We start from the raw sequence: 14,600 nt of genomic DNA, 5'->3' as shown, positions 1-14,600 counted from the left end.
CGTCAGCGGCCAAGAAGGCGAGGGGTTCACTCTGCCCCGCTTGGGAGGATATCGCGCATGGATTTCGCGCTTACCGACGATCAACGCGCTATCCAGGACATGGCGTCCGGCTTCGCGGCGGAACGCCTTGCCCCGCATTCGGCCGAGTGGGACGAGAAGAAACACTTCCCGGTTGATGTGCTGCGCGAGGCTGCGTCCCTGGGTTTCGCGGGCATCTATGTCCAGGACGACGTCGGCGGCAGCGGCCTGTCGCGTCTGGACGCCTCGATCATCTTCGAAGCCCTCAGCTACGGCGACGTGCCGACCGCGGCCTATCTGACCATCCACAACATGGCGTCGTGGATGATCGACCGGTTCGGCTCGGACGAGCTGCGCCAGCGCTACCTGCCGCGCCTGACGACCATGGAGCTGATCGCCAGCTACTGCCTGACCGAGCCGGGCTCTGGGTCTGATGCTGGAAGCATGCGCACGACCGCGCGGCTGGACGGCGACCACTACGTGCTGAACGGCGGCAAGGCCTTCATCTCGGGCGGCGGGGTGTCGGACGTCTATGTGGTCATGGCCCGCACGGGCGTCGACGGCGCAAAGGGCGTCTCGGCCTTCGTGGTCGAGAAGGGGACGCCCGGCCTCAGCTTCGGCGCCAACGAGCGCAAGATGGGCTGGAATTCGCAGCCGACGGCGGCCGTGAACTTCGACGACTGCCGCGTGCCGGTCGCCAACCGGATCGGCGGGGAGGGCGAGGGGTTCCGGTTCGCCATGATGGGGCTGGACGGCGGGCGGCTGAACATCGCCTCGTGCTCGCTGGGCGGCGCCCAGTTCGCCCTCGACACCGCCAAGGCCTATCTCGAGACCCGCAAGCAGTTCGGCAAGCCGCTGAAGGACTTCCAGGCGCTGCAGTTCAAGCTGGCCGACATGGCCACCGAGCTGGAGGCCGCCCGCCTGATGGTTCGCCGCGCGGCCCACGCCCTGGACAACAAGGATCCCCAGGCCACCAAGCTGTGCGCCATGGCCAAGCGCTTCGCCACCGACGCCGGCTTCCAGGTGGCCAACGACGCCTTGCAGCTGCACGGCGGCTACGGCTACCTGCAGGACTATCCGCTGGAGCGCATCGTCCGCGACCTGCGGGTGCACCAGATCCTGGAAGGCACCAACGAGATCATGCGGGTGATCATAGCGCGCGAGATGTTCCGCCAGTGAGGGAGGTCGAGGCCCCGTTACCGGAAGGCGTCGCCTGCGAGCGGACCTTTCAGATCGTTATCGACGGCGCGGCCCAGCCGTTGCTTTGCCGGTGGTTCATCCCCGAGCCGCACCCGGAAGGCGATTGGGAGTGTCGCGGGACGATCACCAGGGCGGACGGCGGTGTTAGGGCTTTTAGGGCCTGTGGCGTCGACTCCGCGCAAGCGCTGGTCCTGGCCATGCAACGGGTCGCCGCTGATCTTCTGGTCGGTGATATTCCCGCTTACTGGTTCGACGAGGACGACGATCTCGGTCTGCCCTACATGGACGTGGTCGCGGAAGACGTTGCGGCTCGAAAAGCCAGGTTCAAAGCCAAGTGATCTATCTCTGCCGCCACGGCCAGACCGAATGGAACCGCGCGCATCGTCTGCAGGGTCAGTGCGAGTCCGACCTGACGCCGCTAGGGCGGGCCCAGGCGGGCGCAATGGGCGATCTGCTGCGTGACCTGGTCCAGCGCGACGCCGACCGGCCCTGGCGGATCGTCGCCAGCCCGTTGCGGCGGGCGCGGGACACCGCTGGGATCATCGGCGCCAAGCTGGGCTTGCCGGTCGAGTTCGACGACCGGCTGATGGAGCTGACCGTCGGCGAGTGGGAGGGTCTGCTGCGCTCCGACCTGGAGCGCGAGCGTCCCGAACTGTTCGCCGACCGCACCTGGTTCTTCGCGGCGCCGGGCGGCGAGACCTACGACCAGGTGATGGCGCGGGTGTCCGACTGGCTCTCCGAGCAGGCTCCGGAGCCCGAGCGGCGGCTGATCGTGGTCAGCCACGGCATCGCGGGCCGCCTGCTGCGCGGCGCCTATGCCGGCCTGTCGCCCGCCGAGGTTCTGGAGCTGGACGTGCCGCAGGACGCCCTCTACCGACTGCACGCCGGCCAGTTGGATCGCTTTGACTGCGAGCCGGTCGAAGACCCTGAACTCGCCAAGGACACCGTATGACCGATCAACCCGAAGTCCTTGTCCGCGTTCAGAAAAACGTCGGCCGGCTGACGCTGAACCGGCCCCAGGCCCTGCACGCCCTGACCCAGACCATGTGCGAGATCATGATCGCCGCCCTGCTGGACTGGCAGGAGGATCCCGAGATCTACATGGTCATCATCGACCATGCGGGCGAGCGCGGCTTCTGCGCCGGCGGCGACATCCGCATGCTGGCCCACAGCGGGGCGGGCGACGCCAAGGAGGCGCGGGCCTTCTTCCACACCGAGTACCAGCTGAACCACCTGCTGTTCACCTACGACACGCCGGTGGTGGCCATCCTCGACGGCGTGGTGATGGGCGGCGGCGTCGGGATCTCGATGCCGGCCCACTTCCGGATCGCCACCGAGCGCACGACCTTCGCCATGCCCGAGACCGGCATCGGCCTGTTCCCCGACGTGGGCGGCGGCTGGTACCTGCCGCGCCTGCCGGGCAAGGCGGGGCTGTGGCTGGCCCTGACCGGGGCGCGGATCAAGGGCGCGGACTGCCTGCGCCTGGGCATCGCCACCCACTTCGTCGAGTTCGGCGCCATCGAGGGCCTGAAGAAGGCGATCATCGCCGACCCGCGCCGCATCGAGGACACGCTGAAGAAGTACCGCGCCGACGCCGGCAAGGCGCCGCTGGTCAGCTTCGAGCAGGACCTCAACCGCCTGTTCGTCGGCGACAGCGTCGAGCAGATCTTCGAATTCCTGGAAGCTGACAGCAGCGACTGGGGCAAGGCCCAGCTGGCCACCATGAAAACCAAGTCGCCCCAGACCCTGAAGGTCGCCTTCCGGCAGCTTGAGGCGGGGGAAGCGATGACCGATTTCGCCGACAACATGGCCATGGAATACCGGATCGGCTCGCGCGTCGTTCGCAGGCACGACTTCATCGAAGGCGTCCGCGCGGTGATCATCGACGACTCCCATGGGTCCGATGGAGCCCCCGCCGCCGCCGGCGGCCGACGCGCCCGCCGCGGTTCCGGCCAACATCGCCGCGGCCTTGTCCGATCCCAATCGTCCCGCCGCCGACATGGTGCGCGACGAGAACCGCCTGCCGGGCCAGACCCTGTCGTTCGCCGGCGTCAAGCCGGGCGCCAAGGTCGCCGACCTGATCCCGGGCGGCGGCTATTTCACCCGCATCCTGTCCAAGGCCGTCGGGCCGCGCGGCCACGTCTACGCCTATGTGCCCGACGAGCTGACCAAGCTGGCCAAGCGCGAGCCGGCCGTGAAGGCCATCGCCGCCGATCCGGCCTACAGGAACGTGTCGGTGATCCTCAACACGCTGCCCAGCTTCAACGCGCCCGAGAAGCTGGACTTGGTGTTCACCGCCCAGAACTACCACGACATGCACGACAAGTTCATGGGCCCGGCCGACCTGTCCGTGGTCAACCGCCAGGTGTTCAAGGCCCTGAAGCCCGGCGGCGTCTATCTGGTCGTCGACCATTCGGCCGAGCCCGGCTCGGGCCTGCGCGACACCGAAACCCTGCACCGCATCGACGCCGAGGCGGTTAAGCGCGAAGTGACCGCCGCCGGCTTCATCTTCGAGGGCGAGAGCCGCGTGCTGCGCGACCCGTCCGACACCCGCAAGCTCAGCGTCTTCGACCCGTCGATCCGCGGCAAGACCGACCAGTTCATCTACAAGTTCCGCAAGCCGGCCGGGGCGCGGTAGAGGCGCTTTGCGTCCTTCGAGGCCCGCTGCGCGGGCGCCTCAGGAAGAGGTAGGCTGTTGCTGAATTCCTCATCCTGAGGTGCGCAGCGAAGCGAAGCCTCGAAGGACGCAATGAACTAAGCGCAACGATAAGAGCCGCGCCCATGAGGCGCGGTTCGCATTTGCAGGGAGTAGCAAGCATGACCCGCATCGCCTTCATCGGCCTGGGCAACATGGGCGGCGGCATGGCCGCCAACCAGGCCAAGGCCCAGCATCACGTGAGAGCCTTCGACCTGTCGGCGGCGGCGCTGGAGAAGGCCGTGGCGGCCGGCTGCCACGCGGCGGGTTCGGTGGCCGAGGCGGTCGCGGACGCCGAGGTGGTGATCACCATGCTGCCGGCCGGTCCTCACGTTCGCAGCGTCTATGGCGAGCAGGTGCTGGCCCGCGCGCCCAAGTCGGCCCTGCTGATCGACTGCTCGACCATCGACGTCGAGAGCGCCCGGGCCGTGGCCGGGCAGGCGAGGGCGGCGGGCTTCCGGTTCGCCGACGCGCCTGTCTCCGGCGGCGTCATGGCCGCCGAGGCTGGTACGCTGGCCTTCATGGTCGGCTGCGACGCCGCGGACTTCGCGGCCGTCGAGGCCGCCTTGGCCCCGATGTCGCGCGCGACCATCCACGCGGGCGACCAAGGAGCGGGGCAGGCGGCCAAGATCTGCAACAACATGCTGCTGGGCATCTCGATGCTGGGCACCTGCGAGGCCTTCGCCCTGGCCGAGAAGCTGGGCCTGGCCGCTGATCGTTTCTTCGAGATCGCCAGCAAGTCGTCCGGCCAGTGCTGGTCGGTCTCGACCTACTGTCCGGTCCCCGGCGTGGGCCCCGCCACGCCCGCCGACCGCCACTACGAGGGCGGTTTCGCCACGGCGATGATGCTCAAGGACCTGAAGCTGGCCCAGGAGGCCGCCGCCAAGGCCGGCGCCTCCACCCCGATGGGCGCCCAGGCCGAGGCCCTCTACGCCCTGTTCGACGGCAACGGATTCGGCGACAAGGACTTCTCGGCGGTGCTGCAGATGCTTCGCGGAAAAATAGCCGAGCTTAATTGACACACTCGGAGCGAGAGTTCTCTTTTAGCTGTTCATTCGCGAAGGCGGCGCGTCCATTCGCGTCATATCTATCGCTAGGTATACGCCCTTATGTGGACAGGGCGCGTCGCTGGTGCGAAAAGCCGAGCCTTGAGAAGGGACCGATGGGACTCGTCAAAGTCCGTCGGGTGAAGTGACCATGGACTACAAAGCCGCGTTCAGCAGCGTCGTCGACCAGATCCGCGACGAAGGCCGTTATCGGGTGTTCGCTGACGTGAAGCGTCATCGCGGCGCCTTCCCGCGCGCCACCTGGACCCGTCCGGACGGCGGCGAGAGCGACATCGTGGTCTGGTGCTCGAACGATTATCTCGGCCAAGGCCAGAATCCCGTGGTGCTGGACGCCATGCACGCGGCGATCGACCAGCACGGCTCGGGCTCGGGCGGCACGCGCAACATCTCGGGCACCAATCATCACCATGTCGAGCTGGAGGCCGAGCTGGCCGACCTGCACGGCAAGGAAGCGGCCCTGCTGTTCACCTCGGGCTACGTTTCGAACGAGGCCAGCCTGTCGGCGCTGCAGAAGATCCTGCCGGGCCTGATCATCTTCTCGGACGCCCAGAACCACGCCTCGATGATCGCCGGCATCCGCAACGGCGGCTGCGAGCGTCACATCTTCCGCCACAACGACCTGGCGCACCTTGAAGAGCTGCTGATCGCCGCGCCGGCGCACGCGCCCAAGCTGATCGCCTTCGAGAGCGTCTATTCGATGGACGGCGACATCGCCGACATGGCCGGCACCGTGGCCCTGGCCAAGAAGTACGGCGCCATGACCTATCTGGACGAGGTCCATGCCGTGGGCATGTACGGCCCGCGCGGCGGCGGCGTCGCCGAGCGCGACGGCCTGATGGACCAGATCGACATCATCGAAGGCACCCTGGGCAAGGCGTTCGGGGTGATGGGCGGCTACATCACCGGCGACGCCGTGGTGGTCGACGCCATCCGCCTGGTCGCCTCGGGCTTCATCTTCACCACCTCGCTGCCGCCGGCCCTGACCGCCGGGGCGCTGGCCAGCGTGAAGTATCTCAAGCAGCACCCGGAGGTCCGCGAGGCCCACCAGGAGCGCGCCAAGACGCTGAAGGCGATGTTCAAGGCCGCCGGCCTGCCGGTGATGGAGAACGACAGCCACATCGTGCCGGTGCTGGTCGGCGACCCCGTCCACACCAAGCTGATCAGCGACATGCTGCTGGCCGACCACGGCGTCTATGTGCAGCCGATCAACTATCCGACCGTGCCGCGCGGCACCGAGCGCCTGCGCTTCACGCCCACGCCGTTCCACACCGACGACATGATGCGCAAGCTGGTCGGGGCGATGGAAAAGCTGTGGGCCCACTGCAACGTGGCCCGCATGGGCGGCCACGCCGCCTAAGACCTAAACCTAAGAGGACGCCCGCTTCTTCGAAATCGACCTACCGACCCCGCATCTTGCCCTTGCCCAGGCCGATCGACTTGGCGAAGTCGGAACGACGCTCGGCATAGGCCGGGGCGACCATCGGATAGTCGCCGGGCAGCGACCATTTGCGGCGGTATTCCTCGGGGCTCATGTCGTAGTGCGTGCGCAGGTAGCGCTTGAGCATCTTCAGCTTCTTGCCGTCTTCCAGGCAGACGATGTAGTCGCGCTGCACCGAGCGCGAGACCGGCACCGCCGGTTTGCCGCGTTCGGCGGGCTGTTCGGACTGCGTGGTTCCCAGCGCCGAGAGCGCGCCGTGGACGGATTTGATGAGCTCGGGGATCGCCGTGCGCGCCACCGTGTTCTGGGCCACGTAGGCCGCGACGATTCCAGCACTGAGGCCCAGGATATCGACGTCGTTGTCGTTGGTTTCCGCCTCACCGTACGCCGTCGCCATACTCGTCCCGCCCTGTCTTTCGATCTGCTCGGAATCGTCAAAACGCCCGCTGCGCCAGCTGTACTGGCGCGGGTCCCTTCGCAACGCTTCGGCTTGGGACGAGGTTCCCGGATTGATCGCGGCGCGAAGGGGGGTAAAGAGAGCGCGACCGAACTCCGCCCGAGTCCGAACCGACCACATCCTTCCAGTCTCCCAGCCCCAGGAGAGCGTCCATGACCGCACCGGCCAACAACATCACCGCCGACCAGAGCGCTTTCTTCGGGGCCGACCTGGCGGCGGCCGACCGCGACATCTTCGATCGCATCGGCCTGGAGCTGAACCGCCAGCAGAACCAGATCGAGCTGATCGCGTCCGAGAACATCGTCTCGCGCGCCGTGCTCGAGGCCCAGGGCTCGATCCTGACCAACAAGTACGCCGAGGGCTATCCGGGCAAGCGCTACTACGGCGGTTGCGAATATGTCGACGAGATCGAGACGATCGCCATCGAGCGCGCCAAGGCGCTGTTCGGGGCCGGCTTCGCCAACGTCCAGCCGCACTCGGGCTCGCAGGCCAACCAGTCGGTGTTCATGGCGCTGCTGCAGCCGGGCGACACCTTCCTGGGCATGGACCTGGCCGCCGGCGGCCACCTGACCCACGGCAGCCCGGCCAACCAGTCGGGCAAGTGGTTCAAGCCGGTGTCCTACACCGTGCGCCAGCAGGACCAACTGATCGACTACGACGCCGTCGAAGAGGTGGCCAAGGCCAACAAGCCCAAGCTGATCATCGCCGGGGGCAGCGCCTACAGCCGCCAGATCGACTTCGCCCGCTTCCGCCAGATCGCCGACGAGGTCGGGGCCTATCTGATGGTCGACATGGCCCACTTCGCGGGCCTGGTGGCCGGCGGCGTGTTCCCCAGCCCGATCCCGCACGCGCACGTGGTCACCACCACCACCCACAAGACCCTGCGCGGTCCGCGCGGCGGCATGGTGCTGACCAATGACGAGGCGATCATCAAGAAGGTCAATTCGGCGGTGTTCCCCGGCCTGCAGGGCGGCCCGCTGGAGCACGTGATCGCCGCCAAGGCCGTGGCGTTCGGAGAAGCATTGCAGCCGGCCTTCAAGGCCTACGCCCAGCAGGTGATCGACAACGCCCGCGCGCTGTCGGAAGCCCTCCAGACCCAGGGCGTCAACATCGTCTCGGGCGGCACCGACAGCCACCTGATGCTGGTCGACCTGCGGCCCAAGGGCGTGACCGGCCGCGACGCCGAGCACAGCCTCGAGCGCGCCCACATGACCTGCAACAAGAACGGCGTGCCGTTCGACACCGCGCCGTTCACCGTGACCTCGGGCATCCGCCTGGGCACCCCGGCCGGCACCACCCGCGGCTTCGGCACGGCCGAGTTCACCCGCGTCGGCCAGCTGATCGGCGAGGTCGTCAACGGTCTCGCGACCAACGGTCCCGACGGCAACGCCGAGGTCGAGGCCAAGGTGCGCGAGGAAGTCCTGGCCTTGACGGCCCGGTTCCCGATCTACAACTAATAGGCCAATCGCGGTCGGGAGGGCCTAGATCATGCGCTGCCCGTTCTGCGGCCACATGGAAAGCCAGGTTAAGGACAGCCGCCCGTCGGAAGACGGCGCGGCCATCCGTCGTCGTCGGCTGTGCCCGGAGTGCGGCGGCCGCTTCACCACCTTCGAGCGGGTGCAACTGCGCGAACTGACGATCCTCAAGCGTTCGGGGCGGCGCTCGCCGTTCGACCGCGAGAAGCTGGTGCGCTCGATCTCGATCGCCACGCGCAAGCGCCCGGTCGATCCCGAGCGGGTCGAGCGGATGGTCAACGGCATCGTCCGCCAGCTGGAAAGCCAGGGCGAGACCGAGCTGCCGTCCTCGGCGGTGGGCGAGATGGTGATGAAGGCGCTGAAGTCGCTCGATGACGTCGCCTATGTCCGCTACGCCTCGGTCTATCGCGATTTCCGGGAAACTAGCGATTTTGCAAAGTTTCTTGGGCAGGAAGGTCTGAGCGACGTCGCCGAAGACGAGCTATAGGCGCATTCTATGATTCGGTTTCGGCGGCGCAGGCCGCCGGGACGACGATTCGATTTGGCGACGGCGCCGTTTGGTGCGAAGTGACCGGTCCCGTCGAGGAGAATTCTAAGGACTATGGTGGAAGACAAGATTCGCCTGCTGATCGTGGAGGCCCGGCGCTATTCGGGGCTTTCCGACGCGTTGCTGCAAGGTGCGGCGCAGGCGATCGACGCCCAGGGCGCCGAGTACGACGTGATCACCGTGTCCGAGGCGATGCAGATCCCCACCGCCATCGCCCTGGCCGAGGAGGCTGGTCACCGGCCCGTCGGCGTGCGCTATGACGGGTTCGTGGCGCTGGGCGTCATCATGCGGGGCGAGACCTATCATTCCGAAGTCATGGCCAACGAAACCGCGCGCGGGCTCAACGACCTGTCGTTCGGCAAGCGCCTGGCCATCGGCTACGGCGTCGTCAACGTCGACGAGGAGGACCAGGCCTGGAGCCGGGCCCGCGTTTCCGAAGGCGATCGCGGCGGCAAGGCCGCCCAGCAGTGTTTGGAGATCGTGGGTTTGAAGCGTCAACTGATGGGACAAGCCCGATGAGCCGGGGCGATCGCATCCAGCCGCGCTCGGTGGCCCGCCTGGCCGTCGTCCAGGCCCTGTATCAGATGGAGCAGTCCGGCGTTGGCGTCGACGCGGTGGTCCGCGAATTCTCCGAGCATCGCTTCGACCGTGACGTCGACGGGCCCGACACCGACCGCCTGGCCCAGGCCGACGAGACCTTCTTCGCCGAACTGGCCAAGGGCGTCGTCGCCCACCAGGCCGCTGTCGACCAGGCCATCGTCCGGCGACTGGCCTCGGGCTGGAAGCTGGAGCGTCTGGACGCGACCGCCCGCGCGGTGCTGCGCTCGGGAGCCTACGAGCTGATGCATCGCCCCGACGTGCCCAAAGAGGTCGTGATCGACGAATATGTCGAGATCGCCAAATCCTTCTTCGAGGGACCGGAATCCGGTTTCATCAACGGCGCCCTGGACGCCATCGCGCGTGACGCCAGAAGCTGACGACGATTGGTTCGACGAGCCGACGGCGGAAGCGCCGGCGGTCGACGATGCGTGGTTCGACGAGGCCGCGACGCCCGCCGCCGCGCCGCCCGTCGACGAATTCGGCCTGATCGAGCGGCTGCTGCGGCCGCTGACCCGTGGCGACGCCGCGGCGCTGAACCTGCTGGACGACGCGGCCGTGCTGCCCTCGCGCCCCGGCTACGACCTGGTGATCACCAAGGACGCCATGGTGGCCGGCGTGCACTTCCTGGCCGGCGAGGACCTGGATGTCATCGCCAAGCGGCTGCTGCGCACCAACCTGTCGGACCTGGCGGGCAAGGGCGCGGTTCCCTACGGCTATTTCCTGGCGGTGGGCTGGCCCTCGGGCACCACCCTGACCGACCGCGAGACCTTCGCGCGCGGCCTGGCCGAGGACGGCGAACTCTACGACATCAACCTGCTGGGCGGCGACACGGTCACCACCTCGGGCCCGATGGTGGTCTCGGCCACCTTCCTGGGCTGGGTGCCCAGCGGCGACGCCGTGCTGCGCAAGGGCGCCCGGGTCGGCGACCGGTTGATGGTCTCCGGCACGATCGGCGACGGCTGGCTGGGCCTGCTGGCCCACTGGGGCGAGGTCGAGGATCCGGACGGCGGCCTGGTGCGGCGCTATCGCCTGCCGCCGCCGCGCCTGGCCATCCGCGACGCCCTGCGCGCCTACGCCCGCGCCGCCGCCGACGTCTCCGACGGCCTGCTGGCCGACGCGGCCCACGTGGCCAAGGCCAGCGGCCTGCGGGTCAATGTCGACCTGGACCGTCTGCCGCTGTCGCCCGGCGCCCGCCACTGGCTGGGCGCCCAGCCGGAAGCCGGCGAGGCCCGGATGTCGTTGGCCTCGGGCGGCGACGACTACGAGATCGTCTGCGCCGTCGATCCCACCGACGTGGCCGCCTTCCAGGCCGCCGCCATGGCCGCCGGCGTCCCCGTCCGCGACATCGGCGAGTTCGTGGAGGGCGAGGGGATCTGCGCCCTGTTCAAGGGCAAGGACATCACGCCCGAACGTCTGGGCTGGCTGCACGGTTAGACCGTGCGTCCTTCGAGGCTCGCCTGCGGCTCGCACCTCAGGATGAGGAATTCCGTGCAAACGCTCCTCATCCTGAGGCGCCCGCGTAGCGGGCCTCGAAGGACGCACGGCGTCGCCGGAAACCAAACCTCAAGCCTTGTTGGTTAAAGAGGCGGGCATGATCCGTCCTTCGTCCCTCGCCCGCCGCGCCTTCCTGACCGCCTCGCTGGCTCTGCTGGCGACGCCGGCCTTGGCGCGGTCGGCCAAGAAGGAGAAGAAGGGCGGCAAGGAAGGGGAGGGCGAGGAAGCGCCCGATCCGGTGATCAAGCTGCAGTCGATGGCCCTGCCGGTGATCGCCGGCGGCAAGCTGGTCAACTACGTATTCCTGCAGTCGACCATCACCCTGAAGCCCGGCGTGCCGACCACGATCTTCGAGGGCAAGGAGCCGCAGCTGCGCGACGCCATCGTCCGCGAGGCCCACAGCAAGCCGTTCGTGCGCTCCGACAGCTATGTCGCCCTCGACGAGGCCCGCCTGAAGGCCTCGATCCTGCGCGAGACCAACGGCCTGATCGGGCCGGGCAAGGTGGCGCTGGTGACGGTCGTCAAGCAGACGCCGCGCAACTTCGTCCCGCCGCCCGCCAAGCCCGGGACGCCCGTCAAGCCGGCGCCCAGCACCGCCCCGGCGGGCGACCCCAACCTCGTTCCCTAGGCGCCGCGCCGGCTCTACAGCCTCCGGGCGTCCGCGCGCCCAGGTGAACGCCGTTCCTGCAATCGGTTGACACCCGCCGGTCATTTGGCACTGTCCTCGCCTTGGCGTCTTAACGACGCCATCAGGGAGCATCGAGGGGGCATGAGGCCATAGGCCCGCCCGTCGTGCGGCCGGGGGCGGTCTCTTCGATCGTAGTCCTGTCGAAGCGACGACCCTCTCGTGATTGAAACGCGAAAGAGGGCGACTTACCGATGAGTTCTTGGCTTTACGTGGCCATAGGGGCCGGACTGCTGGCGGTGCTGTACGGCGCCGTGCAGACGGCGTCTCTGATGCGGGCTTCGCCCGGCAATGCGAAGATGCAGGAGATCGCCGCGGCGATCCAGGAAGGGGCCCAGGCCTATCTGAACCGCCAATACACGACGATCGCCATCGTCGGCGTGGTGGTCATCGCCCTGCTGGGCTTCTTCTTCAAGTCGTGGGAACAGCCGGTCGGCTTCGCCCTGGGCGCGATCCTGTCGGGCGCGGCCGGCTTCGCGGGCATGCTGATCTCGGTCCGGGCCAACGTCCGCACCGCCCAGGCCTCGTCCGAGAGCCTGGCCAAGGGCCTGTCGATGGCCTTCACCTCCGGCGCCGTGACCGGCATGCTGGTGGCGGGCTTCGCCCTGATCGGCGTGGCGGGCTACTTCGCCATCCTGCTGCAGACGGGCCACGCCGGCACCGACCGCGTGGTGGTCGATTCGCTGGTCTCGCTAGGCTTCGGCGCCAGCCTGATCTCGATCTTCGCCCGTCTGGGCGGCGGCATCTTCACCAAGGGCGCCGACGTCGGCGGCGATCTGGTGGGCAAGGTCGAGGCCGGCATTCCGGAAGATGACCCCCGCAACGCCGCGACCATCGCCGACAACGTCGGCGACAACGTCGGCGACTGCGCCGGCATGGCCGCCGACCTGTTCGAGACCTATGCGGTGACCACGGTCGCCACCATGGTGCTGGCCGCGATCTTCTTCCGCGGCACCGAAGCGGTGTCGTCGATGATGCTGCTGCCGCTGGCCATCTGCGCGGTCTGCATCGTCACCTCGATCATCGGCTCGTTCGCCGTGCGCCTGGGCAAGAAGCAGAACATCATGGGCGCCCTCTACCAGGGCCTGATCGTCACCGGCGCGCTGTCGATCCCGGCCGTGGGCTGGGTGATCTTCCAACTGGTGCCCGAGGCCGTCACGGTCGGCGCCAAGACGTTCGGCGCGGCCGACCTGTTCCACTGCGGCCTGGTCGGCCTGGCGGTCACCGCCGCCATCGTGGTGATCACCGAATACTACACCGGCACCAACTTCCGTCCGGTGAAGTCGGTGGCCCAGGCCAGCGTCTCGGGTCACGGCACCAACGTGATCCAGGGCCTGGCCATGTCGCTGGAATCCACGGCCCTGCCGGCCCTGACCATCATCGTCGGCATCCTGGTGACCTATAACCTGGCGGGCCTGTTCGGCATCGCCATCGCCACCACCACCATGCTGTCCCTGGCCGGCTTCATCGTCGCCCTGGACGCCTTCGGCCCCGTCACCGACAACGCCGGCGGCATCGCGGAAATGGCCGGCCTGCCGCCGGAAGTCCGCGTCACCACCGACGCCCTGGACGCCGTGGGCAACACCACCAAGGCCGTCACCAAGGGCTACGCCATCGGTTCGGCCGGCCTGGGCGCCCTGGTGCTGTTCGCCGCCTACACCGAAGACCTGAAGTTCTTCTCGGCCCACGCCGAGGCGGGCAGCTTCTTCGACGGCATGGGTCCGGTGACCTTCGACCTGTCCAACCCCTATGTCGTGGTCGGCCTGCTGTTCGGGGGGCTGCTGCCCTTCCTGTTCGGCGGCATGTCGATGACGGCCGTGGGCCGGGCGGCCGAGGCGGTCGTGGCCGAGGTGCGCCGCCAGTTCCGCGAGAACCCGGGCATCATGACCTACGAGACCAAGCCCGAATACGGCAAGGCCGTGGACATCCTGACCAAGGCGGCGATCCGCGAGATGATCGTGCCGTCGCTGCTGCCGGTGGTCTCGCCGGTGGTGCTGTTCTTCGTGATCAAGGCCATCGCCGGCAAGGTCGACGCGTTCGCGTCGCTGGGCGCCATGCTGATGGGCGTGATCGTCACCGGCCTGTTCGTGGCCATCTCGATGACGAGCGGCGGCGGCGCCTGGGACAACGCCAAGAAGGTGATCGAGGAAGGCTTCACCGACAAGGACGGCGTCCTGCACAAGAAGGGCGGCGACACCCACAAGGCCGCCGTCACCGGCGACACCGTCGGCGACCCCTACAAGGACACCTCGGGTCCCGCCGTGAACCCGATGATCAAGATCACCAACATCGTGGCCCTGCTGCTGCTGGCGGTCCTGGCCCACGGCGTCTGATCGAACCACCAGTCTGACATGACGACGCCCCGGAGGTTTCCCTCCGGGGCGTTTTCATTTGTGGGTCAGGTCGTATGTTTAGCTGCGGCGGCCGTCGTGACGGTCATCGTGGCGGTCGTCGCGACGATCATGGCGGTCATCGCGGTCGCGACGTTCGATCTTGATCTGGCGGCTCAGGCGATCGAAGCGGGCGTCCAGGTCGGCGCGCTCGCGCATCGACAGGCCGTTCGACCGGCGATAGGTGACTTCCAGGCGGCTGATCGAGCGGAACTCGCTGCGCAGGCGCATGGCTTCCGAGCGGGTCAGCGAGCCGTTGCGGACGCCTTGGTCGATCCGGTGATCCAGGGTGGCCTGGCGCTGGTTGATGGTCTGCCACGGGGCGGCTTGGGCGGCCAGCGGGGCGGCGGCGACGGTGGCCAGGGCGGCCAGGGCGAGAAGAGTGCGCTTCATGGTGTTTAGTCTCCGACGATAATCTGTCGGGCGCCCGACGCGTCCGATGGAGGCCATAAAGCGCTACCTCGCCTGAACGTTCCCCGAGCCCGCGGTTATGTTCCGTTCATGTGGCGGGTGGTCGCAGGAAGGGTGAACGGA

At 68.0% G+C, this 14,600-nt stretch carries 15 protein-coding genes and 2 pseudogenes; 15 read left to right on the top strand and 2 right to left on the bottom strand.

Going from position 1 to position 14,600, the window contains the following annotated elements:
• Positions 1–57 precede the first annotated feature (57 nt).
• The 7 genes and pseudogenes from AC1DYP_RS08425 (at position 58) to hemA (ending at position 6,337) form a co-directional block, all read left to right on the top strand.
• On the top strand, positions 58–1,197 hold the full coding sequence (locus AC1DYP_RS08425; RefSeq protein WP_477045944.1) for an isobutyryl-CoA dehydrogenase: 1,140 nt from the start codon (positions 58–60) through the stop codon (positions 1,195–1,197).
• Positions 1,194–1,556, top strand: a complete 363-nt coding sequence (locus AC1DYP_RS08420; RefSeq protein WP_477045943.1) for a DUF6968 family protein — start codon at positions 1,194–1,196, stop codon at positions 1,554–1,556. Before AC1DYP_RS08425 ends, AC1DYP_RS08420 begins: the two co-directional genes overlap by 4 nt.
• A complete protein-coding gene (locus AC1DYP_RS08415) occupies positions 1,553–2,170 on the top strand; it encodes a histidine phosphatase family protein (protein ID WP_477045942.1) in 618 nt (205 codons plus the stop codon). The genes AC1DYP_RS08420 and AC1DYP_RS08415 overlap by 4 nt, the downstream gene beginning before the upstream one ends.
• Positions 2,167–3,137: pseudogene (locus AC1DYP_RS08410) on the top strand (enoyl-CoA hydratase/isomerase family protein); the annotation flags it as partial. The gene AC1DYP_RS08415 and the pseudogene AC1DYP_RS08410, both read left to right, overlap by 4 nt.
• Positions 3,122–3,856 (top strand): class I SAM-dependent methyltransferase, encoded by a 735-nt coding sequence (locus AC1DYP_RS08405; RefSeq protein ID WP_477045941.1) that lies wholly within the window; start codon positions 3,122–3,124, stop codon positions 3,854–3,856. The pseudogene AC1DYP_RS08410 and the gene AC1DYP_RS08405, both read left to right, overlap by 16 nt.
• A 179-nt stretch (positions 3,857–4,035) precedes the next feature.
• Complete coding sequence (gene mmsB, locus AC1DYP_RS08400; protein ID WP_477045940.1) at positions 4,036–4,932, top strand: 3-hydroxyisobutyrate dehydrogenase; 897 nt, start codon at positions 4,036–4,038, stop codon at positions 4,930–4,932.
• Positions 4,933–5,110: 178 nt separating this feature from the next.
• Entirely contained in the window at positions 5,111–6,337 is a 1,227-nt protein-coding gene (gene hemA, locus AC1DYP_RS08395; protein ID WP_477045939.1) for a 5-aminolevulinate synthase, read from the top strand.
• 40 nt (positions 6,338–6,377) lie between these two features.
• Here the strand turns inward: hemA and AC1DYP_RS08390 are convergent, their stop codons facing one another.
• Entirely contained in the window at positions 6,378–6,815 is a 438-nt protein-coding gene (locus tag AC1DYP_RS08390) for a Ros/MucR family transcriptional regulator (protein ID WP_477045938.1), read from the bottom strand.
• A gap of 212 nt (positions 6,816–7,027) precedes the next feature.
• Between AC1DYP_RS08390 and glyA the strand changes: the two genes are divergently transcribed.
• The 8 genes and pseudogenes from glyA to AC1DYP_RS08350 all read left to right on the top strand — a co-directional run bounded on the left by glyA (position 7,028) and on the right by AC1DYP_RS08350 (position 14,009).
• Positions 7,028–8,332 (top strand): serine hydroxymethyltransferase, encoded by a 1,305-nt coding sequence (gene glyA / locus AC1DYP_RS08385; RefSeq protein ID WP_477035853.1) that lies wholly within the window; start codon positions 7,028–7,030, stop codon positions 8,330–8,332.
• Positions 8,333–8,363: 31 nt separating this feature from the next.
• Positions 8,364–8,837, top strand: coding sequence for a transcriptional regulator NrdR (gene nrdR, locus AC1DYP_RS08380; protein ID WP_056444757.1), 474 nt, complete (start codon positions 8,364–8,366; stop codon positions 8,835–8,837).
• Positions 8,838–8,951: 114 nt separating this feature from the next.
• Positions 8,952–9,416, top strand: coding sequence for a 6,7-dimethyl-8-ribityllumazine synthase (locus AC1DYP_RS08375; protein WP_477035852.1), 465 nt, complete (start codon positions 8,952–8,954; stop codon positions 9,414–9,416).
• Positions 9,413–9,874 (top strand): transcription antitermination factor NusB, encoded by a 462-nt coding sequence (nusB, locus tag AC1DYP_RS08370; protein ID WP_477035851.1) that lies wholly within the window; start codon positions 9,413–9,415, stop codon positions 9,872–9,874. Before AC1DYP_RS08375 ends, nusB begins: the two co-directional genes overlap by 4 nt.
• Positions 9,783–10,931, top strand: coding sequence for a thiamine-phosphate kinase (gene thiL / locus AC1DYP_RS08365; RefSeq protein WP_477035850.1), 1,149 nt, complete (start codon positions 9,783–9,785; stop codon positions 10,929–10,931). Before nusB ends, thiL begins: the two co-directional genes overlap by 92 nt.
• Positions 10,916–11,017 (top strand): annotated as a pseudogene (locus AC1DYP_RS08360) (hypothetical protein); the annotation flags it as partial. The gene thiL and the pseudogene AC1DYP_RS08360, both read left to right, overlap by 16 nt.
• A gap of 71 nt (positions 11,018–11,088) precedes the next feature.
• Positions 11,089–11,619, top strand: a complete 531-nt coding sequence (locus AC1DYP_RS08355; RefSeq protein ID WP_477045937.1) for a hypothetical protein — start codon at positions 11,089–11,091, stop codon at positions 11,617–11,619.
• Positions 11,620–11,870: 251 nt separating this feature from the next.
• Positions 11,871–14,009 (top strand): sodium-translocating pyrophosphatase, encoded by a 2,139-nt coding sequence (locus tag AC1DYP_RS08350; RefSeq protein ID WP_477045936.1) that lies wholly within the window; start codon positions 11,871–11,873, stop codon positions 14,007–14,009.
• Between the two features lie 78 nt (positions 14,010–14,087).
• On the opposite strand, the gene AC1DYP_RS08345 is transcribed toward AC1DYP_RS08350, so the two are convergent.
• Positions 14,088–14,459, bottom strand: coding sequence for a hypothetical protein (locus AC1DYP_RS08345; RefSeq protein ID WP_477035847.1), 372 nt, complete (start codon positions 14,457–14,459; stop codon positions 14,088–14,090).
• Between the last annotated feature and the right edge of the window lie 141 nt (positions 14,460–14,600).

This window comes from Caulobacter sp. P1_D6, from assembly GCF_056406095.1.
This window is presented reverse-complemented; position numbering and strand designations above follow the sequence as displayed.

Excerpts from the sequence above, each read along its gene's own strand:
- AC1DYP_RS08350 (WP_477045936.1), top strand. The coding sequence starts at position 11,871 with ATGAGTTCTTGGCTTTACGTGGCCATAGGGGCCGGACTGCTGGCGGTG.
- mmsB (WP_477045940.1), top strand. The coding sequence starts at position 4,036 with ATGACCCGCATCGCCTTCATCGGCCTGGGCAACATGGGCGGCGGCATG.
- hemA (WP_477045939.1), top strand. The coding sequence starts at position 5,111 with ATGGACTACAAAGCCGCGTTCAGCAGCGTCGTCGACCAGATCCGCGAC.
- nrdR (WP_056444757.1), top strand. The coding sequence starts at position 8,364 with ATGCGCTGCCCGTTCTGCGGCCACATGGAAAGCCAGGTTAAGGACAGC.
- glyA (WP_477035853.1), top strand. The coding sequence starts at position 7,028 with ATGACCGCACCGGCCAACAACATCACCGCCGACCAGAGCGCTTTCTTC.
- AC1DYP_RS08425 (WP_477045944.1), top strand. The coding sequence starts at position 58 with ATGGATTTCGCGCTTACCGACGATCAACGCGCTATCCAGGACATGGCG.
- AC1DYP_RS08375 (WP_477035852.1), top strand. The coding sequence starts at position 8,952 with ATGGTGGAAGACAAGATTCGCCTGCTGATCGTGGAGGCCCGGCGCTAT.
- AC1DYP_RS08355 (WP_477045937.1), top strand. The coding sequence starts at position 11,089 with ATGATCCGTCCTTCGTCCCTCGCCCGCCGCGCCTTCCTGACCGCCTCG.
- nusB (WP_477035851.1), top strand. The coding sequence starts at position 9,413 with ATGAGCCGGGGCGATCGCATCCAGCCGCGCTCGGTGGCCCGCCTGGCC.
- thiL (WP_477035850.1), top strand. The coding sequence starts at position 9,783 with ATGTCGAGATCGCCAAATCCTTCTTCGAGGGACCGGAATCCGGTTTCA.
- AC1DYP_RS08405 (WP_477045941.1), top strand. The coding sequence starts at position 3,122 with ATGGAGCCCCCGCCGCCGCCGGCGGCCGACGCGCCCGCCGCGGTTCCG.
- AC1DYP_RS08345 (WP_477035847.1), bottom strand. The coding sequence starts at position 14,459 with ATGAAGCGCACTCTTCTCGCCCTGGCCGCCCTGGCCACCGTCGCCGCC.
- AC1DYP_RS08390 (WP_477045938.1), bottom strand. The coding sequence starts at position 6,815 with ATGGCGACGGCGTACGGTGAGGCGGAAACCAACGACAACGACGTCGAT.